The sequence below is a fragment of the Rhizobium ruizarguesonis genome, from assembly GCF_012349115.1.
Lineage (GTDB): Bacteria > Pseudomonadota > Alphaproteobacteria > Rhizobiales > Rhizobiaceae > Rhizobium > Rhizobium ruizarguesonis.
In genome coordinates this window covers 60,357-86,534 of the sequence record NZ_PQIG01000064.1, presented here as the reverse complement: position 1 = coordinate 86,534, position 26,178 = coordinate 60,357, and the positions used below count along the sequence as shown (strand labels likewise).

At 60.1% G+C, this 26,178-nt stretch carries 27 protein-coding genes, 1 tRNA gene and 1 pseudogene; 16 read left to right on the top strand and 13 right to left on the bottom strand.

The window, feature by feature from the left end; genetic code table 11:
- The first annotated feature begins 143 nt into the window (after nt 1–143).
- Nucleotides 144–228, top strand: a tRNA-Leu gene (locus C3Y91_RS07910).
- A gap of 288 nt (nt 229–516) precedes the next feature.
- On the opposite strand, the gene C3Y91_RS07905 is transcribed toward C3Y91_RS07910, so the two are convergent.
- Nucleotides 517–951 (bottom strand): VanZ family protein, encoded by a 435-nt coding sequence (locus tag C3Y91_RS07905; protein ID WP_174826978.1) that lies wholly within the window; start codon nt 949–951, stop codon nt 517–519.
- 137 nt (nt 952–1,088) lie between these two features.
- Here C3Y91_RS07905 and ilvA point away from each other — a divergent pair, with 137 nt between their 5' ends.
- From ilvA to C3Y91_RS07885, 4 genes are all read left to right on the top strand, one after another.
- Nucleotides 1,089–2,339 carry a threonine ammonia-lyase gene (ilvA, locus tag C3Y91_RS07900; protein WP_130661456.1) on the top strand — a complete coding sequence of 417 codons (1,251 nt, stop codon included), beginning with the start codon at nt 1,089–1,091 and terminating at the stop codon, nt 2,337–2,339.
- 37 nt (nt 2,340–2,376) lie between these two features.
- Complete coding sequence (locus C3Y91_RS07895; RefSeq protein WP_024320601.1) at nt 2,377–2,703, top strand: HlyU family transcriptional regulator; 327 nt, start codon at nt 2,377–2,379, stop codon at nt 2,701–2,703.
- Nucleotides 2,704–2,938: 235 nt separating this feature from the next.
- Nucleotides 2,939–4,210, top strand: a complete 1,272-nt coding sequence (locus tag C3Y91_RS07890) for a GGDEF domain-containing protein (protein ID WP_018496662.1) — start codon at nt 2,939–2,941, stop codon at nt 4,208–4,210.
- A gap of 350 nt (nt 4,211–4,560) precedes the next feature.
- Nucleotides 4,561–5,790 (top strand): MFS transporter, encoded by a 1,230-nt coding sequence (locus C3Y91_RS07885; RefSeq protein ID WP_168575222.1) that lies wholly within the window; start codon nt 4,561–4,563, stop codon nt 5,788–5,790.
- Nucleotides 5,791–5,847: 57 nt separating this feature from the next.
- Here C3Y91_RS07885 and C3Y91_RS07880 read toward each other — a convergent pair whose 3' ends face one another.
- On the bottom strand, nt 5,848–6,624 hold the full coding sequence (locus tag C3Y91_RS07880) for an SDR family oxidoreductase (protein ID WP_018073303.1): 777 nt from the start codon (nt 6,622–6,624) through the stop codon (nt 5,848–5,850).
- A gap of 162 nt (nt 6,625–6,786) precedes the next feature.
- On the opposite strand from C3Y91_RS07880, the gene C3Y91_RS07875 reads away from it, so the two are divergent.
- Nucleotides 6,787–7,362, top strand: a complete 576-nt coding sequence (locus C3Y91_RS07875; RefSeq protein WP_024320603.1) for a TetR/AcrR family transcriptional regulator — start codon at nt 6,787–6,789, stop codon at nt 7,360–7,362.
- Between the two features lie 48 nt (nt 7,363–7,410).
- Here the strand turns inward: C3Y91_RS07875 and C3Y91_RS07870 are convergent, their stop codons facing one another.
- Nucleotides 7,411–8,025, bottom strand: coding sequence for an FMN-dependent NADH-azoreductase (locus tag C3Y91_RS07870; protein WP_018073305.1), 615 nt, complete (start codon nt 8,023–8,025; stop codon nt 7,411–7,413).
- Nucleotides 8,026–8,164: 139 nt separating this feature from the next.
- On the opposite strand from C3Y91_RS07870, the gene C3Y91_RS07865 reads away from it, so the two are divergent.
- Nucleotides 8,165–9,133, top strand: coding sequence for a LysR family transcriptional regulator (locus tag C3Y91_RS07865; RefSeq protein WP_024320604.1), 969 nt, complete (start codon nt 8,165–8,167; stop codon nt 9,131–9,133).
- Between the two features lie 42 nt (nt 9,134–9,175).
- Here the strand turns inward: C3Y91_RS07865 and C3Y91_RS07860 are convergent, their stop codons facing one another.
- The 4 genes from C3Y91_RS07860 to C3Y91_RS07845 all read right to left on the bottom strand — a co-directional run bounded on the left by C3Y91_RS07860 (nt 9,176) and on the right by C3Y91_RS07845 (nt 13,323).
- Entirely contained in the window at nt 9,176–11,164 is a 1,989-nt protein-coding gene (locus C3Y91_RS07860; RefSeq protein WP_024320605.1) for a bifunctional 2',3'-cyclic-nucleotide 2'-phosphodiesterase/3'-nucleotidase, read from the bottom strand.
- A 254-nt stretch (nt 11,165–11,418) separates the two neighbouring features.
- A complete protein-coding gene (locus C3Y91_RS07855) occupies nt 11,419–11,823 on the bottom strand; it encodes a PilZ domain-containing protein (protein WP_018073308.1) in 405 nt (134 codons plus the stop codon).
- A gap of 84 nt (nt 11,824–11,907) precedes the next feature.
- Nucleotides 11,908–12,789 carry a DMT family transporter gene (locus tag C3Y91_RS07850; RefSeq protein WP_024320606.1) on the bottom strand — a complete coding sequence of 294 codons (882 nt, stop codon included), beginning with the start codon at nt 12,787–12,789 and terminating at the stop codon, nt 11,908–11,910.
- 72 nt (nt 12,790–12,861) lie between these two features.
- Entirely contained in the window at nt 12,862–13,323 is a 462-nt protein-coding gene (locus tag C3Y91_RS07845) for an Lrp/AsnC family transcriptional regulator (RefSeq protein ID WP_003538804.1), read from the bottom strand.
- A 155-nt stretch (nt 13,324–13,478) separates the two neighbouring features.
- Between C3Y91_RS07845 and ald the strand changes: the two genes are divergently transcribed.
- The 5 genes and pseudogenes from ald to C3Y91_RS07820 all read left to right on the top strand — a co-directional run bounded on the left by ald (nt 13,479) and on the right by C3Y91_RS07820 (nt 17,706).
- Entirely contained in the window at nt 13,479–14,597 is a 1,119-nt protein-coding gene (gene ald / locus C3Y91_RS07840; protein ID WP_018073309.1) for an alanine dehydrogenase, read from the top strand.
- Nucleotides 14,598–14,823: 226 nt separating this feature from the next.
- A pseudogene (locus tag C3Y91_RS07835) lies at nt 14,824–15,752 on the top strand (helix-turn-helix domain-containing protein).
- Between the two features lie 240 nt (nt 15,753–15,992).
- Complete coding sequence (locus tag C3Y91_RS07830; protein WP_024320607.1) at nt 15,993–16,742, top strand: SDR family oxidoreductase; 750 nt, start codon at nt 15,993–15,995, stop codon at nt 16,740–16,742.
- A gap of 67 nt (nt 16,743–16,809) precedes the next feature.
- Nucleotides 16,810–17,358, top strand: a complete 549-nt coding sequence (locus C3Y91_RS07825; RefSeq protein WP_075223949.1) for a flavin reductase family protein — start codon at nt 16,810–16,812, stop codon at nt 17,356–17,358.
- Between the two features lie 63 nt (nt 17,359–17,421).
- Nucleotides 17,422–17,706 (top strand): DUF1330 domain-containing protein, encoded by a 285-nt coding sequence (locus tag C3Y91_RS07820; protein WP_018073312.1) that lies wholly within the window; start codon nt 17,422–17,424, stop codon nt 17,704–17,706.
- Between the two features lie 125 nt (nt 17,707–17,831).
- Here the strand turns inward: C3Y91_RS07820 and C3Y91_RS07815 are convergent, their stop codons facing one another.
- The gene (locus C3Y91_RS07815; protein WP_018073313.1) at nt 17,832–18,335 is read right to left on the bottom strand and encodes a DUF1203 domain-containing protein; all 504 of its coding nucleotides are present in this window, start codon (nt 18,333–18,335) and stop codon (nt 17,832–17,834) included.
- A gap of 292 nt (nt 18,336–18,627) precedes the next feature.
- Between C3Y91_RS07815 and C3Y91_RS07810 the strand changes: the two genes are divergently transcribed.
- Nucleotides 18,628–19,437: a class I SAM-dependent methyltransferase gene (locus tag C3Y91_RS07810; RefSeq protein WP_024320609.1), complete on the top strand. Its 810-nt coding sequence runs from the start codon at nt 18,628–18,630 to the stop codon at nt 19,435–19,437.
- Nucleotides 19,438–19,534: 97 nt separating this feature from the next.
- A complete protein-coding gene (locus C3Y91_RS07805; protein ID WP_226306600.1) occupies nt 19,535–19,702 on the top strand; it encodes a hypothetical protein in 168 nt (55 codons plus the stop codon).
- A 29-nt stretch (nt 19,703–19,731) separates the two neighbouring features.
- On the opposite strand, the gene C3Y91_RS07800 is transcribed toward C3Y91_RS07805, so the two are convergent.
- From C3Y91_RS07800 to C3Y91_RS07785, 4 genes are read right to left on the bottom strand one after another with little or no spacing between them, the layout of a single operon-like run.
- On the bottom strand, nt 19,732–20,292 hold the full coding sequence (locus C3Y91_RS07800) for a GNAT family N-acetyltransferase (RefSeq protein WP_018073316.1): 561 nt from the start codon (nt 20,290–20,292) through the stop codon (nt 19,732–19,734).
- Nucleotides 20,293–20,297: 5 nt separating this feature from the next.
- On the bottom strand, nt 20,298–21,167 hold the full coding sequence (gene sseA / locus C3Y91_RS07795) for a 3-mercaptopyruvate sulfurtransferase (protein WP_018073317.1): 870 nt from the start codon (nt 21,165–21,167) through the stop codon (nt 20,298–20,300).
- A gap of 18 nt (nt 21,168–21,185) precedes the next feature.
- The gene (locus tag C3Y91_RS07790; protein ID WP_168575221.1) at nt 21,186–21,923 is read right to left on the bottom strand and encodes an alanyl-tRNA editing protein; all 738 of its coding nucleotides are present in this window, start codon (nt 21,921–21,923) and stop codon (nt 21,186–21,188) included.
- A gap of 6 nt (nt 21,924–21,929) precedes the next feature.
- Entirely contained in the window at nt 21,930–22,967 is a 1,038-nt protein-coding gene (locus tag C3Y91_RS07785; RefSeq protein WP_168575220.1) for a cysteine synthase A, read from the bottom strand.
- A 225-nt stretch (nt 22,968–23,192) separates the two neighbouring features.
- Between C3Y91_RS07785 and C3Y91_RS07780 the strand changes: the two genes are divergently transcribed.
- Nucleotides 23,193–23,852 carry a ChrR family anti-sigma-E factor gene (locus tag C3Y91_RS07780; RefSeq protein ID WP_024320611.1) on the top strand — a complete coding sequence of 220 codons (660 nt, stop codon included), beginning with the start codon at nt 23,193–23,195 and terminating at the stop codon, nt 23,850–23,852.
- A 98-nt stretch (nt 23,853–23,950) separates the two neighbouring features.
- On the top strand, nt 23,951–24,784 hold the full coding sequence (locus C3Y91_RS07775) for an SDR family NAD(P)-dependent oxidoreductase (protein WP_024320612.1): 834 nt from the start codon (nt 23,951–23,953) through the stop codon (nt 24,782–24,784).
- On the opposite strand, the gene C3Y91_RS07770 is transcribed toward C3Y91_RS07775, so the two are convergent.
- Complete coding sequence (locus tag C3Y91_RS07770) at nt 24,785–26,044, bottom strand: SAM-dependent methyltransferase (RefSeq protein WP_024320613.1); 1,260 nt, start codon at nt 26,042–26,044, stop codon at nt 24,785–24,787.
- Nucleotides 26,045–26,178: the final 134 nt, after the last annotated feature.

The following is a 26,178-nucleotide window of genomic DNA, read 5'->3' as shown; positions in this document are numbered from 1 at the left end:
CGAGTGCCCCTTGTTCGGCCGCGGCTTTCGGGCGGAAAATGTGTGACGGATCATTCTGCGGTGCAACTGGCCAAAACAGGCATGATTTTTACGGCTGCGGCTCTTCCCATCGCCCATGACGCAAGATATTGAAAACGCCGCAAGCGGGCGTGGCGAAACTGGTAGACGCAAGGGACTTAAAATCCCTCGGCCTTGGCTGTACGGGTTCGACCCCCGTCGCCCGCACCACCTTCATAATCCCGTTCGAATATGCTTGTATTATGCGTGTATATTGTGGATAAAAGCGCGCTATTGCTTGCATATGGCATTTTCGGTGCAAGGATTGCGCCGCGGCGGTTGAGTAAGTGTTGTCTTGTGGGAGTAAGACGATGGTTTACGATTGGAGTGGGGCAAGGACTAGGCGCATCCGCGTCTTCAAGACCAGTGTCGCGCTTGTTTTCGCAACTGCGATGGCCGCGATACCACTGTTCTTCTGGGCGATGCAATTGTGCGCTTTCTAGCCGATCCCGCTGATAATCAGCGTTCAGCGAACGGAAGGGCGTTTGGCGCCTTCGTATCGCGCCACCTGTTAATCACCCAGCCGGCCAGAAGCCCGAGGGCTGCGCCCATCGCCTTGATGCTCGCGTCATGCAGGCGCGGATGGCGGCTCGGCGCGAAATATTGCAGCCATTCGATGGCGAATGCGCCGACGATCAGCAGCACGGCCACCGTTTTCCATTGTTTCGGATAGGCAAGCGCGAAGGCGAGGCCGAGAAGTAGATAGGCAACCGCGCGGTCGATATCGACCATCGTGACCGTATCCGGCCTCTCTCCGATCGGCGAAACCGTGACGAAGATGATGAAGGCGAGCAGCAACCAGGCGAGCGGTTTTGCGAATTTGAAGATCATCATAGCTTCATATAAGTGGCCGCCCTTTTCATTGACAGTTAAAATCAGTTCATGTGCCGCCAATTTCGCGATTGGCTTAAGAAACCTTCCTCGGAGCGAACCGGTCCGGGAGCGAACCGGAAACGGCTGAAACGGGCTTTCTTTTGCCGGCCGGCCTGTGCAATAGCGGCGATGGCTAATTGAGAGAATGGACCACGCCCGTGACGAGACTTGATGTCGAAAGCGCCGAAGAGGCGATGCGCAGCCTTTTTCCGGCAACGCCGCTGCAGCTCAATGATCACCTTTCGGCCCGCTATGGGGCCGATATCTGGCTGAAGCGCGAGGACCTGTCGCCGGTGCGCTCCTACAAGATCCGCGGCGCCTTCAATTTCTTCCGCAAGGCGATCGGGCAGGGTGCCTCCGGAAAGACCTTCGTCTGCGCCTCGGCCGGCAATCACGCCCAAGGCTTTGCCTTCGTCTGCCGCCATTTCGGCGTGCCGGGCGTCGTCTTCATGCCGGTGACGACACCGCAGCAGAAGATCTACAAGACCCGTATGTTCGGCGCTGAATTCATCACCATACGGCTGTTCGGCGACTTCTTCGACCAGTGCTACCAAGCCGCCCGCGAACATGTGGAGGCGGTCGGTGGAGTCATGGTGCCGCCCTTCGACCATGCCGACATCATCGAAGGCCAGGCGACCGTCGCCGCCGAAATCATGCAGCAGCTGCCGGAGGGAACAGTGCCGGACATGGTCGTCCTGCCGGTTGGCGGCGGCGGACTTGCCGCCGGCATCACCGGCTATCTCGACGGCACGGTGCCGAAATCGGCTTTCGTCTTCACTGAGCCGGCCGGCGCGCCGAGCCTTAAGCGCAGCATCGAAGCGGGCAAGGTGACGACGCTTCCCAAGGTCGACAATTTCGTCGATGGCGCTGCAGTGGCGCGCATCGGCGACCTGAATTTCGCGGCTCTTCGCGATTTTCCGGCCGAGCAGGTGCAACTCATGCCGGAGAACGCCATCTGCGTCACCATTCAGGAGATGCTGAATGTCGAGGGCGTCGTGCTGGAGCCGGCCGGCGCCCTGTCGCTGACAGCGATCGCCGCGATGGACGGCCAAGCGATCCGCGGTAAGACCATCGTTGCCGTCGTCTCCGGCGGCAATTTCGACTTCGAGCGTCTGCCTGACGTGAAGGAAAGAGCCATGCGTTACGCGGGGCTGAAGAAATACTTCATCCTGCGGCTCGCCCAGCGCCCTGGTGCACTCCGGGATTTCCTCAATCTGCTCGGCCCCGACGACGATATCGCCCGCTTCGAATATCTAAAGAAATCGGCGCGCAACTTCGGCTCCATCCTGATCGGCATCGAAACCAAAGCGCCTGAGAATTTCGCCCGGCTGATCGGAAATTTCGAAGCAGCCGGCATGGGTTACGAGGATATTACCGAAAACGAGATCCTCGCCAACTTGATCATTTGACTTGGCGACAGCGATATCGCCGTGCTAAAGGCGGAGCATGGCTTCGTTCATTTCAAATATCTTTTCGATGTTCTCCGGCGGCAGCAAACCGGCTACGGAAGCGGCAGGCCCTTCCGGCGAGCCGCAGCTTTACGGCGATTGCACGATCTATGCCGAACCGCGTAGGGAAGGCAGCCAGTATCGCCTTGCCGGCCGCATTGAAAAGAAGGTCGGCGAGGAGGTGCTAGTGCGCAATTTCATCCGCGCCGATCTGTTTACGTCCTCCGACGATGCGATCGAATGCACAGTGCGCAAGGCGCAGCAGATCATCGATCAGCATGGTTCGTCGCTCTTTGGTGACGGCGAGAAGCTTCGTCAGGTCTGAATCGGGATCCGGGCATAGCTCCTGGATACCGGCTGCAACTATTCCTGTGTGTGACCCGGGTGCGCTCCAGCGAGCGCCTTCTCACTCACGCAATCTTAAAGGATTGCGGTGAAAGGTATCGCCTGCAGGATTTGCAGGACACCCCCGTGTTTGACTGTTTCGGACGATTGACCAAAGGATTCGCCGTCGCGATCGCCGCGCCAGCAGGAGGCCGAACGTCCGGAGCCGAGGTCTCATGATGGAGACACTCAACCTCCTTCTCTTCGTCGTCGAAGCCATCGCCTATTTCGTGCTGATGGTAACGCTTCTGCATTTCCGTCATCGGCTCGGTCTCGGGGTTTTCCTGACGGCGCTCGGCGTCATGCATTTCATGGAGACCTATCTGGCGGCGGTCTTCTATGTCTCGCTGCCGTTCGGGGATGTGTCGCCGGGTTCATCCGTCTTCTTCTCCGGCAAGTTGATGATGATCCTGATGCTTTACCTGCAGGAGGATGCCGCGACGGTGCGCCAGCCGATCTACGGCCTGTTCCTCGGCAACCTGCTCACCGTCGGTATTGCCTGGGTGCTGCAGTTGCACCAGCCGCTGCAGATGTCGACCAACCACACACCCGACGTCGATTTCCTCAAGGAGATGGGCTGGCTGATGGTTTGGGGCACGGCGCTGCTCTATGTCGATTCGCTCGGCATCATTCTGCTTTACGAAAAACTCGGCGATTTCTTCCGCCGCCGCGTCGTCCTACGTTTCCTGATTTCGGGCTTCGTGCTGCTGACCTTCGACCAGATCGGCTTCTTCGCCGCGCTGCATTATTTCTTAGACGTGCCGATCGCCGCATTCTGGGGCGGTTGGAAGGCAAAAATGCTTGCCGTCTGCCTCTACGCGGCGATGTTTGCATTCTATGAATATCGTATTCGCCGCGGCGGAGCAGCCGGGTCCGCACGCTCCATCAGCGACGTGTTCGGCGACCTGACGTTCCGCGAGCGCTACAACGCTCTTCTGGAGCGCACCGGCCGCGACATGCTCACTGGCGTCTACGATCGGACGCGCATGGAAATGGAAGCGCCGCTGATGCTGCTCGAGGCACTGAAGCAGGGGTTATTCGCCACCGTCCTTATTATCGACGCCGATCACTTCAAGGATGTCAATGACGGCTACGGCCATCTCCAGGGCGACGAGGTTCTGAAAGCGATCGCCGCTCGGCTCGGTACGACACTGCGTTCCAGCGACCGCGTCTTCCGCTTCGGCGGCGAGGAATTCGTCGCCGTCTGTCCGGGCACCGACCATGAAGAAGGTCTGCTGCTTGCCGAGCGCCTGCGCTGGACGATCGCGACCAGCGTCAAGACGCCGGATGACAGGCCGGTCACGGTCAGTATCGGCGTTGCGACCGCCGACGAAGACGGCGTCGATTTCACCGCCGTGCTGACGGCTGCCGACGGCAGGCTCTACGCGGCAAAGAAGAGCGGCCGCAACTGCGTCGTCGGCCGCTCCGGCGTGGTGAAACTCAGTTAGCCCGGCTAACTCAGTTAGCCCGACCAACCCAGTTGGTCCGGCCGGCCTCGATTGAGGCACTTCCACCATTTGGCTGAACGTGGCCAACCCTTAGGTATCCTCGAGATTCGCCTGAATACGCTTGCGCGCATCGATGCTGATGGCGCGGGAGCCGGCTTCCTAATTATCGATCGATGCAGTGCTTCGGCCGGGGATGTTGAGGATGTTGCTTAAACCGAAACACTTGCCTGTCTATATATGTATTTTCAATAGGATATTAGAAACATAAAAACGGCTTGTTCGTAAAATGCAAACGTGATCTCCATTGCGGAAATATCCCGGATGAGTTTTCCTGCGAGGGGCGTGGAGACATGAGTGATTCAATTGCACGGAAGAAAGTCGATGGCGGCGAGTTTACCGTTTTGTGTATCGGCGGGTTTCTTCTTTCGATCGCTTATGGCGTGACCTTTCTGATCCCGGTGCTGGTTGGCCAGCGTGGCGGCGACGAGGCGCTGGCCGGCCTGATCATTTCGGCTGCGACTGTTAGCACCGTCATTCTCGTGATCCTGTCCGGCCACATCGCGGATGCCATCGGCTCGGCGCGGGCGGTGGCTGTTTCGGGGCTGTTTCTTGCCGCGTCAGCGCTGGGATTCGCCATGGTTCCCTCAGTTGGGCTGAGCCTGATGGCGGTCGGTTTCATCCTCGGCATAGGCTGGGGTACCTTCTATGCGCTCGGACCCATTCTGGTCGCTGCGATCGTCGAACCCGAACACCGGATCAGGTTTTTTGCCCTGCTTTCGGGATCAATGATGTCGGGCATCGGCGCCGGACTGATCATTGGCCGCATTGCTACCAGCTGGTCGATGCCGATCGAGGCGGCCTTCGCATTTGCGTTCCTTGCCAGTCTTGCCGGCGGTGCGCTTTACTTTTTGCTCCATATCCGACTGACCAAGGCCGGCAAGATTTTGCCTCATGTCAACAAGATCTCGTTTGGTTCAGCACGTGAGGTGATCGGCTCGCAGGCCATCTATTCCATCATTATGGTCGGCATCGGCGGCGCGATTTTCGGCGGGTTGTCCAGCTTTCAGACCAGCTACGCCAAGGCGCATGGGTTCGACTACTCCCTGTTCTTCATCGGCTTCATGTCCGCCGCGATTCTGAGTCGGCTGTTCGTGGCGGGATATGTGGTCAAGAAAGACCCACTCTATTCGCTTTTGGTCCTGACAAGCCTGACGCTGGCGTCGATCCTGCTGTTCCTGATGCTGACATCAAATCAGCTTGCCTATCTGGGAGGCGCAACGATGCTGGGGGTGGGCTATGGGTTGACCTATTCCGTTATTAACGGCCTGGCGGCCAATGAGGCTCCAACTGGCCTTATGCCGCAGTCGCTTTTGTTATTCTCGCTCGCCTATTCCATCGGCGTCTTCGGCTTTCCACTGATCGCCGGAAATCTGATCGTTTCCTCCGGCATCCAGACCATGCTCTGTGTCTTGCTCCTGCTTGCCGTCCTGAATTTGGCAATCGTCCTCTTTCGTGTTGCCCACCGTGCAACGCAAGAACGAAACAAAGCATCCGTAAGAGACAATACAAGCACTCTATGACGGGTGACCGAGGTCGGCGAGGGGCCGGGCAAGTTTGACCTGCCCAGCCCGGCTCACTCAGGCAGCGCGGAAGATCTTGGCGCCGGAGGGCGCACTCGTCATGCCGCCGTCGACTGTGATCTCGATGCCGGTGACATTGGCCGCATCATCCGAGGCCAGATAGAGCGCCGCCTTGGCGATCTCGTCGGCTTCGCTCATGCGGCCGAGCGGGCTCATGCCGCCGATGCGCGCCTCGAGTGCCGACATGGCGTCTTCCGTCTGGGCCATCGGCGACCAGATCGGCGTCTTCGTGCCGCCGGGCGTCACTTGATTGACGCGGATGCCACGCGGCGCAAGCTCGGATGCCATATTGCGCGTCATTGCACGGACCGCCGCCTTGGTCGCCGCATAGGCCGACCAGCCGGGAGCGCCGAGCACGGCATGCACCGAACCGTTGAGGATCACCGAAGCGCCGTCATTGAGATGCGGCAGGGCCGATTGCACGGTGAAGAAAACCGCCGTGAGATTGGTGCTGATGATCTGGTTGAACTGCTCCGGCGATGTCTCGCCGAGCGGCGTCGCGCCGCCGATACCGGCATTGGCGAAGACGATGTCGAACTTGCCGACCTTTCCGGCGGCTTCCGCAAAGGCCTTCTCGGTGGCGGCGGCATCGGTGACATCGACCTTCAGCGCCAGCACACCGGCCCCGAGCGCCTTTTCGGCGGCAGCGAGCGTTTCCGGGTTGCGGCCGGTGATCACAACACTGGCACCCTCGTCGATGAAGACCCTGGCGGTCGCAAGACCGATGCCGCTGTTTCCGCCGGTAATCAGGGCGACCTTATTTCTTAGACGCATGATTCATGCTCCTCTTGGAATTGGCAACGATCTGGATTATGATCGTTATCTACAAGGATTATGATGATAATCCACATGAGTCAAGAGAAGCATGATGCCGAAAAGTGTAAGCGGTTTTCGGCCGACATCATGCTCATTCGATTGGTGCCGGGGAGATGTCCGATGGGTCGTTCGCAGCTGGAAAAACAGAAGACGCACGGGAAGATTGTCGAGACCGCGTCGAAGCGGCTGCGCGAGGAGGGGCTCGAAGGTATTGGCGTCGCCGACCTGATGAAGGAGGCCGGACTGACCGTCGGCGGCTTCTACAAGCATTTCGCCTCCCGCGACGATCTGGTCGCCGAGGCGATCCAGTCCGCTTTCGATTCATGGGGACGCAAGCTGGAGGCCGAGGGGGTGAACCCGGCGGAGATGACGGCTGCCGATGTCGCCGATCGTTATGTGAGCGCCTATCATCGCGACAATCCCGGTGAAGGCTGCCCTTTTGCCGCGCTGACCTCCGATATATCACGCAGCGGCGAGAAGGCGCGGGGGATTGCGACGGACGGGCTCCGGCGCAATTTCGCGTCATTGGCGAGCAAGGCTGCGGGAGCGGACGATAGCGAACGGCGGCGCAGGGCGATCATGGCCTTCGCGATGATGACCGGCGGGGTCGGCCTTGCCAGGATTTCGTCCGATGAGGAACTCTCGGCCGAAATCCTGGCAACGGTCCGGGATTTTGTCGCCGATATCGACAAATGAAAAACGGCCGGCAAAGGCCGGCCGTTCCATGGAGCGTCGAAGAGCCGATCAGGCCGCCAGTGCGATTTCCTGGACGCGCGACTTGGCGGCGTCGATGGCCTTTTCTGCAGCTTCCGGACCGAAGGCCAGGCCTTCGACATAAATGGTCTCGATATCGCTGATGCCGAGGAAGCCGAGAACCGACTTCAGGTACGGTACGGCATGGTTCAAGGCGGCGGCCGGGCCCTGCGAGTAGACGCCACCCGAGGCGAGCACCACATAAACCTTCTTGCCGGTTGCGAGGCCGACCGGACCACTTTCCGTGTATTTGAAGGTCAGCCCGGCACGGGCGACGTTGTCGATCCAGGTCTTCAGCGACGAATAGATGTTGAAGTTGATGAGGCCGGTGCTGATGACGATCGTGTCGGCGGCGAGCAGTTCGTTGACAAGCTCGTCGGAAGTCTTGACGGCAACGGTTTCCTCAGCGGTGCGGGCCTCGGGCGGCTTGCGGATCGCGCCGGTGAAGAGGTCATCGATATGCGGCAGCGGGTTGGCGGCAAGGTCGCGGCGAACGACGACGCTGCCCGGATTCTGGCTCTTCAGCTTTTCGGCGAGATCGACGGCGATCGGCGTCGAGAGCGATTCGGCGCGCGGGCTGGACGTCAGAAGAAGGATGGACGACATGGTGCATTTCCTTTCGAATGGGATTTGACGGCCCGTTGCTGGGAGGTGAGCCGCAGTCTCGATGAGGAAAATAGGTCTGGCCTGCTATCGAAAAAACGGTGATAATGTCGATCGAAACTATCGATGGAATGGATAGAAGATGCTACCGAACCCGACTCTGGACCAATTGCAGGTGTTTTTGACCGTTGCCGAGACCGGCAGCTTTTCGGCCGCTTCGCGGGCGCTGAACCGGGCACAGTCAGTCGTGAGCTATACGATCGCCAATCTGGAAGCACAGCTCGAAGTGCCGCTTTTCGAGCGCTTCGGCGCACGCCAGCCGAGGCTGACGGAGGCTGGCAAGGCGATGCTGGAGGATGCGCGGCGCATTCTGGGCGACCTGCAGGTCATGCGGGCGCGCGTCAAGAGCCTGAGGGAAGGGCTCGAAGCGGAGGTTTCGGTCGCCATCAGCGTCATGGTGCCTTCGCGAGCCCTGGTGGACGTCCTCCACGAATTCCGCGAGATGTTTCCATCCGTTTCGTTGAGCCTCAATGTCGGCGAGCTCGGAATGGTCATGGATCTCGTCCTCAGCGGCAAGGCGACGATCGGGATTGGTGGCGCGGTCGTCAAGCAGGACGATTCGATCGTCACGGAACGGATCGGTCATTCCTTCATGTTGCCGGTTGCCGCGCGCAACCACCCGCTTGCCGGGATCGGCCGGCCACTGACGCTCGGCGACGTCCGCGAGGAAGTGCAACTCGTCGTCACCGATGCGTCGGGCCGGACGAAGGGGCGCGATTTCAACGTTCTGTCCTACAAGACATGGCGCGTCAGTGATATTGCAACGAAGCACCAGCTCATCAAGGCCGGCCTTGGCTGGGGCGGCCTTCCGGCTTCCGTGATCCATGACGATCTCGTTGGCGGCACGCTCGTCCATCTCGATCTGGATGCCTACGAACAGGGGGAGTATCCGATATATTCGGTGCGCCAACTCGCCAACCCGCCCGGACCTGCCGCCACCTGGATGATCGACGCGTTCCGCACGCGGCTTTCCCATTGCCCGAACCAGGCCGATTTTCATGCGCAGATGGCGGAACTCCAGGAACCCGCGATACCGCTCGCGGCCGAATGACGAAGGCGCGGCGGACGCGCCTTCGCCGGCATCCTCTTCGGCTTAAAGAACCAGCCTGAACTTCGAGAAACCATCGGCCCCTTCGCCGGCATCCTCGATCTTCACGCTCTTGACCTCGGCGAGGAACTGCTTCGCCTTCGGGCCGCTTTCGAAGGTCGCGGTCGTGCCCGCGAGTGGCTTGAAGGTCCAGTTTGCGTCAGCCGACGGATTGATCGTGCCCTGATCATGGATATAGCGGACGATAACGTCGCGGTTGGTATCCGGCGCCTGGAAGATCACCTTATCCGCGGTGATCTCAGGGAAATTGCCACCGCCGCCGGCGCGGTAGTTGTTCGAGACGACGACGAACTTTTGAGCCGGGTCGATCGGCTTGCCGTTGAAGGCGAGGTTCTGGATGCGGTTGGCGTCCGGATGGATCGGCTTGCCTGATGAATCATATTTCGGCGGCTGCGACAGGTCGATCTGGTAGGTGACGCCGTCGATCACGTCGAAATTGTAGGAGGGGAAATCGGTATTGAGCAGCGCCGCATCCTTCGAGCCGGCCTCGATGTGATTGAACATGCCGGCTGACATTTCGAGCCAGTTCTTCACCTGGGCGCCGGTGATGGCAACAGCCTGCACCGTGTTCGGGTAGAGATAGAGGTCGGCGACGTTCTTGATGGCGATATCGCCGGCCGGAACATCGGTATAGTAATCGGCGCCGCCGCGACCGCCGGCCTTGAAGGGAGCCGCCGCCGAAAGCACCGGCAGGTCCTTGAACTCGGTGTCGGCGAGCATCTGCTTGATGTACCAGGTCTGGGCTTGGCTGACGACCTGCACCGAGGGATCGTCGGCGACGAGTGCGAAGTAGGAATAGAGCGGTGCTGACGTCTTGCCGACCGGGGTGCGGACATAGGCAAGTGTCGCTTCGTGCTCGGCCTTGGCGGCTTCGACCACGTCCTTCTTGTCGGCGTAGTCGGCAATCACCTTCTTCTTGTCGTCGCGATGATAGATCGGCCGTGCTTCCGAGGTGAAATCGACGATCTTCCAGCTGTTGCCGTCCTTTTCGAGCAGCAGGTCGATAAGGCCGAGATGCGAGCCCCAGAAGCCGGCCATCACGGCGGGCTTGCCGTGCAGCGTACCCTTGACGGGGTCGGCATTGGCGACGCCGTCCCAGCTCTTCGGGCCGGGGAAGACGAGATGCTGGTGGCCGGTGAAGATCGCGTCGATCCCATCGACGGCGGCGAGATGCAGCGAGGCGTTCTCCATCTTTTCGGATGGTGCGCTGCCGTCGATGCCGGAATGCGAGAGCGCAATGATGATATCGGCGCCGGCTTCCTTCATGGCGGGAACCCAGGCCTTGGCGGCCTCGACGATGTCGCGCGTCTGCGCCTTGCCTTCGAGGTTCTTGATGTCCCAGAGCATGATCTGCGGCGGTACGAAGCCGATGAAGCCGATCTTGACGGGGCTCTCATTGCCGGCGCCGTCTTTGATCTGCTTTTCCAGAATGATGTAGGGCTTGAAGAAGAGATCGTCCTGCTTCGGGTCCGAGGCGAGCTGGCCCTTGGTCAGGTTGGCGCAGACGAAGGGGAAGTTCGCGCCTGATAGGACCTTGAACATGAAGTCGAGGCCGTAGTTGAACTCGTGATTGCCGAGCGTGCCAACCGTATAGCCGAGCGTGTTCATCGCCTTGATCACCGGATGGACGTCGCCGTCCTTCATGCCGTGCTGATAGGCCATGTAGTCGCCCATCGGATTGCCCTGCAGCACGTCGCCATTGTCGATCAGCAGTGAGTTGATAGCCTCGGCGCGGATGCCGTCGATGATCGTCCCGGTGCGCGCAAGACCCATCGTGTCGTTCGGCTTGTCGGCATAATAGTCATAGGGGAAGACATTAACGTGAATGTCGGTCGTTTCCATGAGCCTGAGATGCGCCTGGTTGGCGCTGGCGCGGGCGCTGAAAGGATGCAGCAGCACCAGGGCGGAAGTGGCGGCGAGGCCGCCGAGCAGGGAACGGCGGCTCATTACGCCAACATCGAAATTGGAAGACATGGAAACTCTCCTTCAGGGTCATGCATCGTCCGGCCCGTCAGAATTAGGACGATTTGGCGAGGAGTACACTGCGAAAATGACAGGACGTCAAAACAATCCGCCGGAAAAGCGTCATGGCTCTGAAATGCAATTTATGGTTCAGTCACTCGGCGCCAGGCTGCCGCAAACGCAAGGCGCGGTCATCCTCGGCGTCAGCGTCAACCGCAGCCGCTGGAGCATCTCAGCCGCTCCTTCGGCGCAAAGGCCGGGCAACCTTACGAGTTTGGCGTCGATGTTGTTAAGTGGGGCGTCCGCTCGACGTTGACGGCGGTTCTAACCAGCGGGCGTACTGCCAGTACCGGCCGCATCTCCTTATGGAAAAAGCGGAAATAGGAGGAGATCTGCGCCCGCGCATTCGAATTCACGTCGAACTGGATGCCGACGCGGCCATTATGCTTCCAGCGGATGACACCTTCGAGCAGCCCGAGGTTTTCGGCCTCGATGCGCACCTTGCTGCCGGAGGCAGCATGGAGCGGCCCCTTCATCTCCAGGGCGGCACCGGTTGGCGATAGGTTGAGGATGCGGGCATCCACCTGGCTGTTCAGGTATTTGACATGGCCGAACACGCGGCAGTTTTTCCGATCGGCCTTTCGGGCCGTGATTTTCAAGTTGCGGGTCATACTGTCTCCCTTGATATAGCCAGGGAGCATAGCGCCGGAAAATTGAAATGGTTTTAGGGGCTTGGCTAAAATTGCAGTGAAACGTCAATTGGCAGCAGCGGCCCTGCGTCCCACCACATGTTCGCGCCAGACGGTGAAGATGCCGGCGGCGACCACGATCGCCGAGCCGACTATCATGTTGAAGCTGAGCGTTTCGCCATAGATCACCATGCCGAAGATAGAAGCGTAGACAAGTGACAGATAGGTCAGCGGCTGGACGGCGGCGGCATCGAGAACATCGTAGGCGCGGATCAGGAAATAATGGCTGGAGATGCTGGTCATGCAGACGAGCGCCATCCAGCCCCAGTCGCCCGGCGCCATCCAGCTCCAATAGAACGGCCCAACCAGCGTCATCGTGACGCCGCCGACGACGCCGGTATAGAAGAAGCTGGTCATCGACGAGTCGTCGCGGCTGACCAGGCGGGTGGCGATGACGTAGAAGGCAAAGTTGAAGCAGGAAAGGACGGCGAGAAGCAGCTTCACGTCGAAAAATTCGCCTTCCGGCTTCAGGATCAGCAGCACCCCGAAAAGTCCGGCGCCGATCGCTGCCCACCGCCGCCACCCGACCCGTTCGCCGAGGATCGGCATCGCCAGCAGCGCGATCAGGATCGGCGTCGCGGAAAAGATCGCCTGTGAACGGGCAAGGCCGATCACGGCAAAGCAGGTGATGGCCAGAACCACCTGAACCGCAAGCAGAACGCCGCGCGTCACCTGCAGGAAGGGGCGTTTGGTGCGGGCCGTCGCCTTGATCCCACCGCGCATCTTCGAAGCGAGGATGATCGTGAAAAGCGCAAAGGCCCAATAGCGGATCATCGTCACGAAGATCGGCGGATAGGCCGTCGCCAGATGTTTCGAGATGGCGTCCTGCAGTGAAAAGATGGTGAGCGCCAGCAGAACGAAAATATAGCCTTGGGTCTTCGATGTCATGACTTGCCAATGAGCGGGAAACGCCCGCGAGCGTGAAAAGTCTGGGCAGGCTTTCGGCGAAGATGCAAGGCCTCAAAGCCCGACATTCGGCTTGTCGATGATTTCTCTGAGCGCGAAGCTGGAATTGATCTTGACGACATGGGGCAGGGCCGACAGCCAGTCGCGGTGGATGCGCTCATAGTCCTCGAGGTCGCGGGCGGCGACCCTGAGGATATAGTCGTATTCGCCCGACATGAGGTAGCAGACGAGCACGTTCGGGCAGAGCTTCACTGCTGCCTCGAATTCCGCCAGCGTCTTGGCGAACTGGCCGGAGAGCGAGATATGCACGATGGCGATCATCTTGTAGTCGAGCGCCTTGTGTGAAAGCCGCGCATGGTAGCCGCCGATGACGCCGCTTCTTTCCAAGATGTCGAGCCGGCGGGAACAGGCCGAAGGCGACAATCCGATCCTTTCGGCAAGTTCGGCATTGGTGATGCGAGCATTGGCCTGCAATGCCCGGAGAATCGCAAGATCGATGGTATCGAGATCAGCCATTCGAAGAACCTTCGAAAAAAGATAGGATAAATGCAATAATCGCCGAAAAATCGCATCTTCGCAAATCGTCTTTGCAAGGACATTTCACTGTCTTGATGGTTGGATTCCTCATCTGAAAAAATCCGCGACGCGGAGATAAAATGAGAGGAACGCGCATGCGTGTCGGTTGCCCGAAGGAAATCAAGAATCATGAATATCGCGTCGGCCTGACGCCGGCTTCGGTGCGAGAATATGTTGCCCACGGCCACGAGGTCTGGGTGGAGACCAAGGCAGGCGTCGGTATCGGCGCTGATGATGCTGCCTATGCCGCGGCTGGCGCCAAGATCGCCGCCTCCGCCAAGGATATCTTCGAAAAGTGCGACATGATCGTCAAGGTGAAGGAGCCGCAGCCTGCCGAATGGGCGCTGCTCCGTGACGGCCAGCTTCTCTACACCTATCTGCATCTGGCGCCGGATCCCGAACAGACCAAGGGTCTCATCGCCTCCGGCGTCACCGCGATCGCCTATGAGACGGTGACTGACGAGCGCGGCGGCCTGCCGTTGCTGGCGCCGATGTCGGAGGTCGCCGGACGCCTGTCGATCCAGGCAGGAGCCACCGCACTGCAGAAGGCCAATGGTGGCCTTGGCGTCCTGCTCGGCGGCGTACCCGGCGTGTTGCCGGCCAAGGTCGCGGTCATCGGTGGCGGCGTCGTTGGCCTGCATGCGGCCAGGATGGCCGCCGGCCTCGGCGCCGATGTCAGCATCCTCGACAAGTCGCTCCCGCGTCTGCGCCAGCTCGACGATATCTTCGCAGGCCGCATCCACACCCGTTATTCCAGCATCCAGGCGCTGGAGGAGGAAGTCTTCTCGGCCGATCTCATTATCGGCGCCGTGCTGATCCCGGGTGCTGCCGCTCCGAAGCTCGTTACCCGCGAGATGCTGTCCGGCATGAAGAAGGGCTCCGTCATCGTCGATGTCGCCATCGACCAGGGCGGCTGCTTCGAGACCTCGCATGCGACGACCCATTCCGATCCGACTTACGAAGTCGACGGCGTCGTGCATTATTGCGTCGCCAACATGCCAGGCGCCGTGCCGGTCACCTCGGCGCACGCGCTGAACAATGCCACATTGGTTCATGGCCTGGCGCTAGCCGACCGCGGCCTGCGCGCCATCGCCGAAGACAGGCATCTGAGGAACGGCCTCAACGTGCACAAGGGCCGCATTACCAGCAAGCCGGTCGCCGACGCGCTGGGCTACGAGGCCTTCGCGCCGGAAAGCGTGCTGAACGTAGCGTAAGCTAGCTGACTCTAGGTGACGACTTACAGCGCTATTTTTCGGTCGGGAGGGCGGTATCCGAGGGGATGCCGCCTTCCTTCTATGACGGCGCAGCTGTAATCGAACCGCGACCGTCGGCGGCGTTGGAGTTATGCTTTTCCTTGTCACGCAGCGCGACGAGTTGTGTCCCGCCGATCAGTGTCTATCGTATCATGCCGATGGGCAGTCGCATCTAAACGGAGCAGCAATGACGGTTGATCGCCGAGAGCAAACATCGCCGGTTCCGCTTCGAACGTCACCTGCCGGCCTCGAAACATATATTGCCGGTAGAACACTCGTCAGCGGGGATGGACCGGCCTGGACCGATCTATTCGTGCAGGTGTTTTCCCGCTTGAAGGTGCAACAACCCTTTCTTGTTCCGGCGGTCGCCGAGCCTCTCATTGTTTGGGTAATCTCAGGCCAGGCATGTGTGGAGGAACGTGATCTGGGTGGGGAGTGGGAGGCCAACACAGTCAGAGTCGGGGATTTTTTTCTGACGCGGTCGCCCACGCCATACGAAATGCGCTGGCGTGCCGAGGGAGACGAACCTTCCAGGTGATGCATCTCTATCTCTCCGTTCCGTTGTTTGACCGGGTGACGGAAGAGGTTCTCGGCAAGGCTGCCAGCGCCATGCGCCTGCGTGACATATCGGGCGGCCGCGACCAACATCTTTCCAGCATGCTGGAACTGATCCATGCTGAACTGACGGCAGAAGGGCAGGGAAGTCGGCTCTTCGTGCAGGGATTGGCGCAGACGCTCGCCGTTCATCTTATCCGGCAATATGCAACATTTGACGCAGAGGCACGGCCGTCAAATGCCCTCCCGGGTGCCAAGCTACGGCGGGCCATCGCATTCATGGACGCCAACCTTCACGAGCCGTTTGATCTCGCACGTCTGGCGCAAACGGCCGGCATGAGCGCTTTTCACTTCAGCCGCCTCTTCAAGAAGGCCACCGGCCTTTCTCCATCCCATTATTTCATTCGCCAACGCATCGCCAAAGCCCGGCAACTTCTGCAGGAAACCAATATCAGCATCATCGAGATCGGCATGTCCGTGGGGTATTCGAGCCCCAGCCATTTTGCTCAGATTTTTCGCCGTGAGGCTGGTGTCTCCCCCAGCGATTACCGTCGCAGCTAAAGCGCGTCGCAATCTTTCAGATTCGCTCCTCGCGCTTTAGGTCTTTGTTTTTACGCATGTCGTTATCGCAAAACCGCTGCACAGTTTTGCGCGACATGCGTTAGAGTTGCTGATTTGAGCAAGACCCCGACAGGTCTCGCAAGGTCCCGAGAGAGGGATCAAGCCCTCCTCCTTATGTTCCTCCGCGTCGAACACGACCGCCGTTTCAGTTGGAAGGGCGCCAAGACAAGGAGATAAACCATGACGAATATCGATGGAAAAATCGCGCTGGTCACCGGCGCCTCGAGCGGCATCGGCGCCGCAACCGCATTGAAGCTCGCCGAGGCCGGCGCAAAGGTTGGTATCGCCGCCCGTCGCATCGACAAGCTTGCAGACCTCAAAAAGGAGATAGTCTCGAAGGGCGGTGAAGTCCTCGTGATCGAAATGGACGTGGTCGATCCAGCCGCTGTCGAAGCCGGCGTCAAAAAGCTGGTGGGTGCCTATGGTTCGATCGACATTCTCGTCAATAATGCTGGCCTGATGCCGCTTTCGGATGTCGATCAGTTCAAAGTCGACGAATGGCACCGGATGGTCGAGGTCAATGTCAAAGGCCTGCTGAACACCACGGCCGCCGTTCTGCCGCAGATGATCAATCAGCATTCCGGCCACATTTTCAACATGTCGTCGATTGCTGGCCGCAAGGTCTTCAAAGGCCTGTCGGTCTATTGCGCCACCAAGCATGCGGTCGCCGCGTTCTCCGACGGCCTGCGCATGGAAGTGGGCCAGAAGCACAATATCCGGGTGACCTGCATCCAGCCGGGCGCCGTGGCAACAGAGCTGTACGATCACATCACCGAGCCTGGCTATATCAAGCAGATGGACGACCTTGCCAAGCAGATGACGTTCCTGCAGGGCGCGGACATCGGCGACACCATCGTCTTCGCGGCGCAGGCGCCAGCGCATGTGAATGTCGCGGAACTCTTCGTTCTGCCGGTCGAACAGGGCTGGTAATCACGCCAGAGCGTCTTTCAGCTTCCCCGCACAGGTGCGGGGAAGAGACTCGCGAAGGAGCCGCACGATGAAAGAGATTTCCGCTTCCCAGGCCTATCGCCTGCTCGAACCCGGCCCGATCGTTCTCGTGACGACGAGCCTTGAGGGCACGCAGAATGTGATGACGATGGGTTTTCACATGATGATCCAGCATGCACCGCCGTTGATCGGTTGCGTCATCGGCCCCTGGGACTTCAGCCACCGGACCCTGAAAAAGACCGGCGAATGCGTGATTGCGATTCCAGGTGTCGATCTTGCCGAAACCGTGGTGGACATCGGTAATTGCTCCGGTGACACGGTGGACAAGTTCGAGCGGTTCAGCTTGAGGACTCGTCCAGCAAAGGATGTCGCGGCGCCGCTGCTGGTGGACTGCCTTGCCAATATCGAATGCCGTGTTGCCGATCCGGGTCTCGTCGATCGATACAATCTCTTTATCCTCGAAGCGAAGAGGATCTGGATCGACGAGACCCGCAAGGAACGACGGGCCATGCATCATAGCGGTGACGGCAGCTTCACCGTCGATGGCGGCACGCTCGATCTCCGGAAGCGCATGGTGAAGTGGCGGCATTTGCCATAAGCCGCCCCGCCGCACGCGAAAAACACACTCCCTAAACTTCACACTGATTGAAAGGATATCATCATGTCCGCCTACCTCGTTGTCGATCTCGATATCCACGACCCCGAAGCTATCGCCGATTACCGCTCGAAGGCCTTGCCCCTGGTGGTAAAGGCCGGCGGCCGCCTCATCGCCCTCGATGACGCGCCACTCGAACTCGAAGGCTGGCAGGCGACGAATATGCTGATCATCGAGTTTCTCGATATGGATGCCATCCGTGGTCTCTTTGCATCGCCCGAATATGCGCCGCTCGCACACCAACGGCAGGCTTCCGCAGGTTCGCGGATCATTGCCTTGCGCGGCGTTTGATAACATTCGAAGGCGCGCGATCCCGAAAGCATTCGTTAGGGGAAACCGAAACCGCCGAGCCGATCACAGCAGAAGGAGCGTGCCGGCGAATTGACGACTTCTCGTTGCGCCTCGCCCGCCGCCTATCAGGCGCCGTTCTCCGCTGGGGCAGGCGCCTTTACCTTGTCGATCCGGCATTGGAAGCAGTTGTTGCGCGCTGAGCGCACATGCACATAGCCGATCTCCGACCGCGCGAGCAATGTCTCGGCATAGGCCTGAATCTCAGCAATATCAGTCACCGCACCGGTGCCATAGACGATGCGATCGTTGGCGCTATAGCCGCGGACGATGAAGTCGGGGCTCATCGCCAGCATCGGCGGCTGGATCTCTTCGGCGGCGTAACGTCGGCAGGGCTGTTTGTGTAGGAAAATCGGGCCGGTTTCGGCATAGGGCTGCAGCGCGGGGAAGGGCCGGTAGGCGAAAACCAGCAGTTCCTCGCCTTCTTCGATATTCCCCAAGCAGTGGCGGCAGGGATTGCCGTCACCGTCGGAAACTATCGTCTCGGGCAGCCCGTCATAGGCGTCGCGCCCGCCGTTCCAGAGGTGTTCGGCGTCGGTCGTTGGCATGGCAACAAAACGAATGGCGGTCATGGCAGATCTCCTTTGTGATAGCCATGAAATGCACCCGGACGAGTGTGCAAGCCACCCGATTCTTGCGCACCGCAGGCATTGGCGATCGAGTGAAACGCGGAGTTTGCTTCTTTCGCAAAGCGCACACTCCCACCTCCTCGTAACCTCAGACACTGCGGGAGTGCGCCGGGCATATTGGGCGTCTTCATACCGTGGTACACGATCGGATGGCCCATGGTCGGGCCGCTGCTCGGTTTTGAGAGGGCGCTGGCTGGGTGGCTAACCCATCACGAATTTCGGTTTGGAGGGACAGATGATGGCCGAAGAAGCAGCATTGAACTTCGCGGACTTCTATGATGCCGAGCTTGCTCTCCATAACGCGCATTTTCGGGTCGCCGCCGCGGTCGGGCGGTCTGATCGTGTTCTCGATATCGGTTGCGGCGCCGGACAAACCACACGTGACGCCGCTCGCGCTGCCGAAGCAGGACGGGCGCACGGGATAGACCTGTCCGCCACGATGCTGGAGATTGCCCGCCGGCGCAGCGCCGAGGAGGGACTACCCAATGCGACGTTCGAACTGGCGGATGCACAGAACCATGTCTTCGCAAAAGGGGAATTCGACCTTTGCATCAGTCGATTTGGTGTCATGTTCTTCGCCGATCCGGCGGTGGCTTTCGCCAACATCGCCAACGCCGTACGCCCGGGTGGGCGTTTCATTTTCATGGTCTGGCAGGGCAGAGACCACAATGAGTGGGCGACCGCCATACAGGAGGCGCTTGATCCGGATTCAACCGGTCCGGTTGCGGCTAGCAAAGCCTTTTCGCTGAGCGAAACCTCGGTAACGTCTGGACTGCTAGAAACGGCGGGGTTCACTGCCATCGAGTTTCATGAAGTCAACGAGCCTGTGTTCTACGGTCCGGATCCCGAGACTGCATTGGTGACGATTCAGACATTTGAAAATGTGAAGAACGCCCTCGATCGTCCCGCCAAGACAGCCGAAATACGGGCGCGGCTGCTCGACATGCTGGAGGAGCACCGGACACCCCACGGAATTCAATTCGATTCGCGCGCATGGCTGATCACCGGCCGCCGGTACGGCGACAGTCCCCTGCGCGCTAAGTGATTTCCGCTCAGCGTGAATGTCGGCTTTTGGCCAAGCCGACATGGCTGGCATTTGCTATCGAATTCCGCAAAACTGCATGACGAAAAGGAAAAAGCCTATGCCCGACATCGATCTCGCGCTGCTGGCGCAACAGAATGCGGAAATACTGGAAGAGCTCAAGGCTCTGCGCCGGGAAGTGGCGGAACTGAAGGAACAGTCGGGCCGCACGCTCGATTTCGAGCGCCGCAACGACCCGCGCCGCCCGAAAAGCCTGACGCAGCGTTAGTCGCCTCCACTTACGTCGGGAAGAAGCCGTCAGCTTTTCCGTGCAATCTCCAGAAGCTCCTTGTCGCTGAGCGGCCGGACGATGCCGGTGCCTGTGGACACGGGGGAGAAGCCGTACATCTGGTAGAGCTGCAGCGCACGCGGATGGTCGAGATTATTGGTGGTGGTGGTAACCCGCTTAGGATTGAGCGACCAGATGGCATAGAGCGCCTGCAGCAGGAACCATTTGCCGATGCCGAGACCGAGCGCATGTTCGATCAGGCCGAAATGGCTGAGCTCGATCATATCCTCGTCTTCGCAGAAATATTCATAGAAGCCGGCGGGCGCGCCGTTCACGTAGAGAACGCTGATATTGTTGCGTTTGTCGTTCAGCGTCTCGGCAAGCTGCTCGTCGCTCATGCGCAACCGATCCACCCATTGCCAGCGCGCACCCACCTGCCGGTAGAGATACCGGTAGAAGGGCAGCGGGATCTCCGGAGTGCGCATGATCGCCGTCTGGATGTTGACGGGCACCGGCATGCTCGCCTTCGGCGGCGCCGTCATTTCGAGCCGGGTGATGTGAGCTTTCAGCGAAGCGGGTGTCTTCCCCATGGCGATCAGGCTTTGACCGGCGTCGGCGGACCGGTGACGATGGGCGTATCGTCACGACTGCCCCATTCGCTCCACGAGCCGTCATAAAGCTTGTTATCGCGATGGCCGAGCGATTCCAGCGCCAGCGTGATGATCGCCGCGGTGATTCCCGAGCCGCAGGAGGTGACGACAGGTTTGGAAAGATCGATGCCGGCATCCTCAATCGTCTGCCTGAGGTCGGGCAGCGACTTGAATCGGCCCTGGCTGGCGAAGACGCCGGAGGGCAGGCTGCGGGCGCCAGGCATATGGCCGGAGCGCATGCCGGCACGCGGTTCGGGTTCGGCGGCTGCGAAGCGGCCGGCGCTGCGGGCATCGGCGATCTGCATCGCGCCGCTGGAGACGATGTCACGCATCCTATCAAGCGTCACCACGCGGCTTTCATCGAATTTGGGCGTGAAGGTCGCCGACGCAGGATTGGGTGCTGCGGTTTCCAGCGGACGGCCCTCGGCCTTCCAGCCGTCGAGACCGCCATCGAGAACGAAGACATTTTTCGCGCCCATCACCCGGAAAAGCCACCAAACGCGCGGCGAGGCGAACAGGCCGATACCGTCATAGACGACGATCCGATCGTTCTCGCTGATGCCGAGCCGGCCGACTTCGGCGGCGAAATAATCGGGCGAGGGGATCGTGTGCGGCAGCGACGTCGAATGGTCGGCGATCTTGTCCTGGTCGAAACGGATGGCGCCGGGAATATGGCCGGCCGCATATTCGGCATCGGCATCGCGCTTCTGCGCCGGCAGATAGAAGGAGGCGTCCAGCACGCGCAGGTCAGCTTTGCCGAGCTCGGACTGCAGCCAGTCGGCCGAAACGACGAAACGGCTCTTGGTCTCACTCATGATGGTCTCCCTTGATGGTCAGGCTTCGTCGCCGGGCGTGCCGAAGCGGATGCGGAAGCGCCGGTTCTCTTTGCCCTTCTTTTCGATTTTGGCGATATGGATCCGGCCGACTTCCTGAGTCTCGGAGACATGTGTGCCGCCGCAGGGTTGGCTGTCAATCGAGGAGTTTTCGCCGATGCAGACGAGGCTGACGCGCCCAAGCCCCATCGGCGGGCGCACGTTCTTCGATTTGACGATGTCGGGATTGGCCACAAGCTCCTCGTCGGTGATCCATTGCAGGGTGACCGGATGGTTCTGCTCGACCAGTTCCATCAGTTTGGCCGTCACCGCGTACTTGTCGATCGTCTCGATCATGTCGAAGTCGACGCGGCTTTCCTCCTCGCCGACGGCAGCCCCGGTGATCGGATAGGAGCAGACGACGGAAAGCAGGTGGCAGGCCGTGTGCATGCGCATCAGCCTGTAGCGGCGCGGCCAGTCGACATGCAGCACCAGCGTCTCGCCGACCACAGGCCGCGGCTCGTTTTCGAGCGGTACATGGATGATGACATCTTTGCTTGGACCATGCTTCGTCTGGCCGAGCGCGATCTTGCTGCCGTCGGCGCGTTCGAACTCTCCGGTGTCACCAGGCTGGCCACCTGATGTCGCATAGAAGCAGGTCTGGTCCAGTTCGATGCCCCCGTCTTCGTGAACGGCGGTGACGACCGCCTCGCACGTCGAGAGATAGAAGTCGTCACGATAGAGGGCATTGACGGGCATAGGGTCTCACACGGGCTCGTTGGGAACGTGGATATCGGGCGACTTGGCCATCCAGCCCGGAACGGGCAGTCCTTTCGACGTCAGGAAATCCGGGTTGAAGAGTTTTGACTGATAGCGGTTGCCGTAATCGCAGAGGATCGTCACCACCGTGTGACCAGGTCCGAGATCCCGGGCGAGATTGACCGCGCCGGCAATGTTGATCGCTGTCGAGCCGCCGAGGCAGAGGCCCTCGTTCTCGACGAGGTCGAAGAGATAAGGAAGCGCTTCGGCATCCGGGATCCGATAGGCATAGTCAGGCGTGAAACCCTCGAGATTGGCGGTGATGCGGCCCTGGCCGATGCCCTCGGTGATCGAGGATCCCTCGGATTTCAGCGCGCCGTTCTGGTAGAATTCATAGAGTGCGGCGCCGTCGGGATCGGCGATGCCGATCTTGACGTCTGCCTTGAAAGCCTTGAGGCCGGCAGCCACGCCTGCCAGCGTGCCGCCGGAGCCGACGGAGCAGATGAAGCCGTCGACCTTGCCGTCGGTGTCTTTCCAGATTTCTTTTGCCGTCGTTTCGACATGCGCCTGACGGTTGGCGACGTTGTCGAACTGGTTTGCCCAGATCGCCCCGTTCGGCTCGGTCTTCGCCAACTGCTCTGCCAGCCGCCCGGATACCTTCACGTAGTTGTTCGGGTTCTTGTAGGGAACGGCGGGCACTTCGACGAGTTCGGCGCCGAGCAGCTTCAGCGCGTCTTTCTTTTCCTGGCTCTGCGTTTCCGGGATGACGATGACGGTGCGATAACCCAGCGCCTTGGCGACCAGCGTCAGCCCGATGCCGGTATTGCCGGCCGTACCCTCGACGATGACGCCGCCCGGACGAAGCAATCCCTTCCGCTCTGCGTCGCGGATGATGTAGAGCGCGGCGCGATCCTTTACCGACTGGCCGGGGTTCAGGAACTCCGCCTTGCCGAGAATGGTGCAGCCGGTCATCTCTGAGGCGCCCTTGAGTTTGATCAGGGGCGTGTTGCCGATGGCTTCGAGGACGGAGGGGTGGAAGGTCATGGAATCTGCCTCTATTCGAACTCTTACTTTAGGAATGGTCTTTTCCCTTCACAAGGCTGAGTTGGCAAGAAATGCTATTCCACGCCTCTGGCGGACACGATAAAATTTGCTTTCCTCCCCCGAAATGACGCATGGCCCGCAATCCCGCCGTGTGAAGGGTGATCCGAAGATTGACTTTCCCCGTACGGATGACGACAAAGCGAAAACGCAGCGCGGCAACAGGGCGTGACCGAAACCGACATGGTTCACGAACAGATCGACACGATCGATGCATTGATGGCGCATTATGTTGCCGGCTCCTTGCCCGAGCCGGCGCGTGTGCTGGTGCAGTCTCATCTGGAAATGAAACCGGACAATCGCAGCCTGGTGAACAGCCTCGAGCTGCTGGCCGGCGAAGCTCTGGAAAGCGCGCCCGAAGTTGCCATTGCCGATCGCGACGGGCGGCTTGCGGCGATCTTTTCCTCGGCGTCTCCCGTCCCGGCGCCACGGACGGCCGCGCGGCCGGAAAATGCGCTGTTTCCCCAAGCGTTGCGCGATCTCTTGGGCTTCGATGCCGAGAACGTGCCCTGGCGCAAGCGGTTGCCGGGCTTCAGGGAATATTCGCTCGACATGGACGGCTGCGAGGTCAGCCTGATGTGGATCCGGCCGGGTCGCGCCTTGCCGGCGCACACCCACAAAGGCATGGAACTGATCCTCATTCTCGACGGCGCCTTCAACGATGAACGCGGCCATTTCGGTCCCGGCGACATCTCCATCGCCGACGAGACGGTCGACCACCGGCCGGTTGCCGAAAAGGACAGGCCGTGCATCGCCTTTGCCGTCTCGGACGGACCGGTCAAGCTCACCGGATCCTTTCGTCAGATGATCGGCGACCTGATCGGCTGAAAGCAGCCACAATGGTGTGATAGAGCCGTAAATCCGGAGGGGTTGAGGAACTTCCGGACCTGTTTTCGCATTGATCAGGCAGCCCGGAGGAACATGTCATGCGTGATTTCATTGCCCATCCCGAACATGGAATCGTCTGGATTTCGGGCGCAAGTTCAGGCATCGGCCGGGCGCTTGCGTTAAAGCTCGCTGGCGAAGGATACAAGGTCGCCGTCACCGCCAGAAGCCACGAAAAGCTGGTCGAACTGCAAGCCGAGGCCAATGGCCTTTCGGGCAGTATCATTGTGCTTGACGGCGACGTTACCGATGCCGAGGACATGGAGCATGTCATGGCCTCGATCGAATATGAGCACGGCACGCTCGCCATGGCGATCCTCAATGCCGGCGTCTACCTGCCGGTCCATGCCGAGGATCTGAACCGCACCGATTTCGAGAAGAGCTTTGCCGTCAACCTCTCCGGCGTCGTCAACTGCCTGCTGCCGGCGATCCGCCATATGAAGGCGAAAGGGCAGGGACAGATCGCCATCGTTTCCTCCGTCACCGGCTATGGCGGCCTGCCGACGGGGGCTGCCTATGGCGCCACCAAGGCGGCGCTGATCAATATGGCGGAAAGCCTGAAATTCGATCTCGACAAGATGGGCATCCGCATCCAGCTCGTCTGTCCGGGCTTCGTCGATACGCCGGCGACGAGGAAGAATGCCTTTCCGATGCCGGCTCTGGTATCGGTCGAGGAGGCCGCCCGGGAGATTGCTGCCGGGTTGAAATCGCAGGCCTTCGAGATCACGTTCCCGAAGCGCTTCACCACCATGCTGAAGCTCGCCCGCCTGCTCCCCTATGGCGCTTATTTCACGCTGGTGAACCGCGTGACCGGCTGGCGGGAGCGGCCGTCATTGACGGGTCACCATCCGGTGACGCCGCATGCGGCGGAATGATCAACGGCGCGAGAACACGACCTGGCGTACATCGATATTGCGGGCGCGAAAGCCGGCCTCGCAATAGAACAGATAGAATTCCCAGAGCCGCTTGAAACGGTCGTCGAAGCCCATCGGGCGGATGCGTTCCCAGACCGACCAGAAGCGCTCGCGCCATTCGGCAAGCGTGCGGGCGTAATCGAGCCCGAAGCCGAAGTCCTTGACCAGCGACAGATCGACCTTGCCGGCGAGTTCGGCCAGATGGTTGCGCGTCGGCAGCATCCCGCCGGGAAAGACGTATTTCTGGATGAAGTCGGGATTGCTGCGATATTGGTCGAAGGACTCGTCCTTGATCGTGATGATCTGCAGGCCAGCCTTGCCGCCCGGCTTCAGACATTGCCTGAGTTTGGAGAAATAGGACGGCCAGTATTTCTCGCCGACCGCTTCGAACATCTCGATCGAGACGATCCGGTCATAGAGCCCTGCTTCATCTCGGTAATCCTGGAAGCGGAATTCCACGCGGTCGTCGAGGCCGGCCTTGTGGATACGTTCTTGGGCAAAGGCGAGCTGCTCGCGGCTGATCGTCAGCCCGGTCACCTTGCAGTTCAGCTCACTTGCGGCAAATTCGGCAAAACCGCCCCAACCGCAACCGATCTCCAGCACGTGATCGCCGGGCCCGATGCCGGTTGCCTCGGCGAGCGCCCGGTATTTGGCGTTCTGGGCCGATTGAAGATCGTTGGCGCCCGTGGAATAGAGCGCTGAGGAATAGGTCATGCTCGGATCGAGCCATTCCCTGTAGAAATCGTTGCCGAGATCGTAATGGGCGGAGATGTTGCGCTTCGAGCCCGTCTTGGTATTGGTGTTCATCCAATGGCGGACGCGCTCGAAGAGGCGGCCAAGGCCGCCCTTGCCATTGGCATAACTGTGCGCGGCCTCGCCGTTGACGAGGAAGAGTTCGAGGAAGGCGGTGATGTCGGGGCTGTCCCAGTCGCCGTCCATATAGGTTTCGGCGACCCCGATCGTGCCGCTCGTCAGCGCCCGATAGGCAAGATTCCAGTTGTTGAGGCTGAGCGCCGCCTTCGGCCCGGGCTGCTTGCCCTCCACCAGCAGCCTGCGACCGTCGGGGAGAGTAACGGCAAGCGAGCCGTGCTGCATGCGCAGAAGCCCGCGCAACGCCAACTTCGCCTTGAAGGGCAGACCCTTCACCAGGCGAGATATGTTTTCCCCCGTCAGCGTCACCGCGTCGCGGGCCAGCAGATTCCAGTCCTGCGCCTTGCTCATCTCTCCTCCTCCAGTATTCTCTTGCCGGTTAGAGATGCTTATACATCCGCGACGATGCGCTCGACCGACCCCCGGCTATTGCACCGAAGGCTACTGCATAATTCCGTAAATCGGAACCGATTTGCGGATAAAAT

Coding starts and splice junctions, on each gene's coding strand:
- C3Y91_RS07895 (WP_024320601.1), top strand. CDS start 2,377: ATGGCTTCGTTCATTTCAAATATCTTTTCGATGTTCTCCGGCGGCAGC.
- C3Y91_RS07890 (WP_018496662.1), top strand. CDS start 2,939: ATGATGGAGACACTCAACCTCCTTCTCTTCGTCGTCGAAGCCATCGCC.
- C3Y91_RS07885 (WP_168575222.1), top strand. CDS start 4,561: ATGAGTGATTCAATTGCACGGAAGAAAGTCGATGGCGGCGAGTTTACC.
- C3Y91_RS07880 (WP_018073303.1), bottom strand. CDS start 6,624: ATGCGTCTAAGAAATAAGGTCGCCCTGATTACCGGCGGAAACAGCGGC.
- C3Y91_RS07875 (WP_024320603.1), top strand. CDS start 6,787: ATGGGTCGTTCGCAGCTGGAAAAACAGAAGACGCACGGGAAGATTGTC.
- C3Y91_RS07870 (WP_018073305.1), bottom strand. CDS start 8,025: ATGTCGTCCATCCTTCTTCTGACGTCCAGCCCGCGCGCCGAATCGCTC.
- C3Y91_RS07865 (WP_024320604.1), top strand. CDS start 8,165: ATGCTACCGAACCCGACTCTGGACCAATTGCAGGTGTTTTTGACCGTT.
- C3Y91_RS07860 (WP_024320605.1), bottom strand. CDS start 11,164: ATGTCTTCCAATTTCGATGTTGGCGTAATGAGCCGCCGTTCCCTGCTC.
- C3Y91_RS07855 (WP_018073308.1), bottom strand. CDS start 11,823: ATGACCCGCAACTTGAAAATCACGGCCCGAAAGGCCGATCGGAAAAAC.
- C3Y91_RS07850 (WP_024320606.1), bottom strand. CDS start 12,789: ATGACATCGAAGACCCAAGGCTATATTTTCGTTCTGCTGGCGCTCACC.
- C3Y91_RS07845 (WP_003538804.1), bottom strand. CDS start 13,323: ATGGCTGATCTCGATACCATCGATCTTGCGATTCTCCGGGCATTGCAG.
- ald (WP_018073309.1), top strand. CDS start 13,479: ATGCGTGTCGGTTGCCCGAAGGAAATCAAGAATCATGAATATCGCGTC.
- C3Y91_RS07830 (WP_024320607.1), top strand. CDS start 15,993: ATGACGAATATCGATGGAAAAATCGCGCTGGTCACCGGCGCCTCGAGC.
- C3Y91_RS07825 (WP_075223949.1), top strand. CDS start 16,810: ATGAAAGAGATTTCCGCTTCCCAGGCCTATCGCCTGCTCGAACCCGGC.
- C3Y91_RS07820 (WP_018073312.1), top strand. CDS start 17,422: ATGTCCGCCTACCTCGTTGTCGATCTCGATATCCACGACCCCGAAGCT.
- C3Y91_RS07815 (WP_018073313.1), bottom strand. CDS start 18,335: ATGACCGCCATTCGTTTTGTTGCCATGCCAACGACCGACGCCGAACAC.
- C3Y91_RS07810 (WP_024320609.1), top strand. CDS start 18,628: ATGATGGCCGAAGAAGCAGCATTGAACTTCGCGGACTTCTATGATGCC.
- C3Y91_RS07805 (WP_226306600.1), top strand. CDS start 19,535: ATGCCCGACATCGATCTCGCGCTGCTGGCGCAACAGAATGCGGAAATA.
- C3Y91_RS07800 (WP_018073316.1), bottom strand. CDS start 20,292: ATGGGGAAGACACCCGCTTCGCTGAAAGCTCACATCACCCGGCTCGAA.
- sseA (WP_018073317.1), bottom strand. CDS start 21,167: ATGAGTGAGACCAAGAGCCGTTTCGTCGTTTCGGCCGACTGGCTGCAG.
- C3Y91_RS07790 (WP_168575221.1), bottom strand. CDS start 21,923: ATGCCCGTCAATGCCCTCTATCGTGACGACTTCTATCTCTCGACGTGC.
- C3Y91_RS07785 (WP_168575220.1), bottom strand. CDS start 22,967: ATGACCTTCCACCCCTCCGTCCTCGAAGCCATCGGCAACACGCCCCTG.
- C3Y91_RS07775 (WP_024320612.1), top strand. CDS start 23,951: ATGCGTGATTTCATTGCCCATCCCGAACATGGAATCGTCTGGATTTCG.
- C3Y91_RS07770 (WP_024320613.1), bottom strand. CDS start 26,044: ATGAGCAAGGCGCAGGACTGGAATCTGCTGGCCCGCGACGCGGTGACG.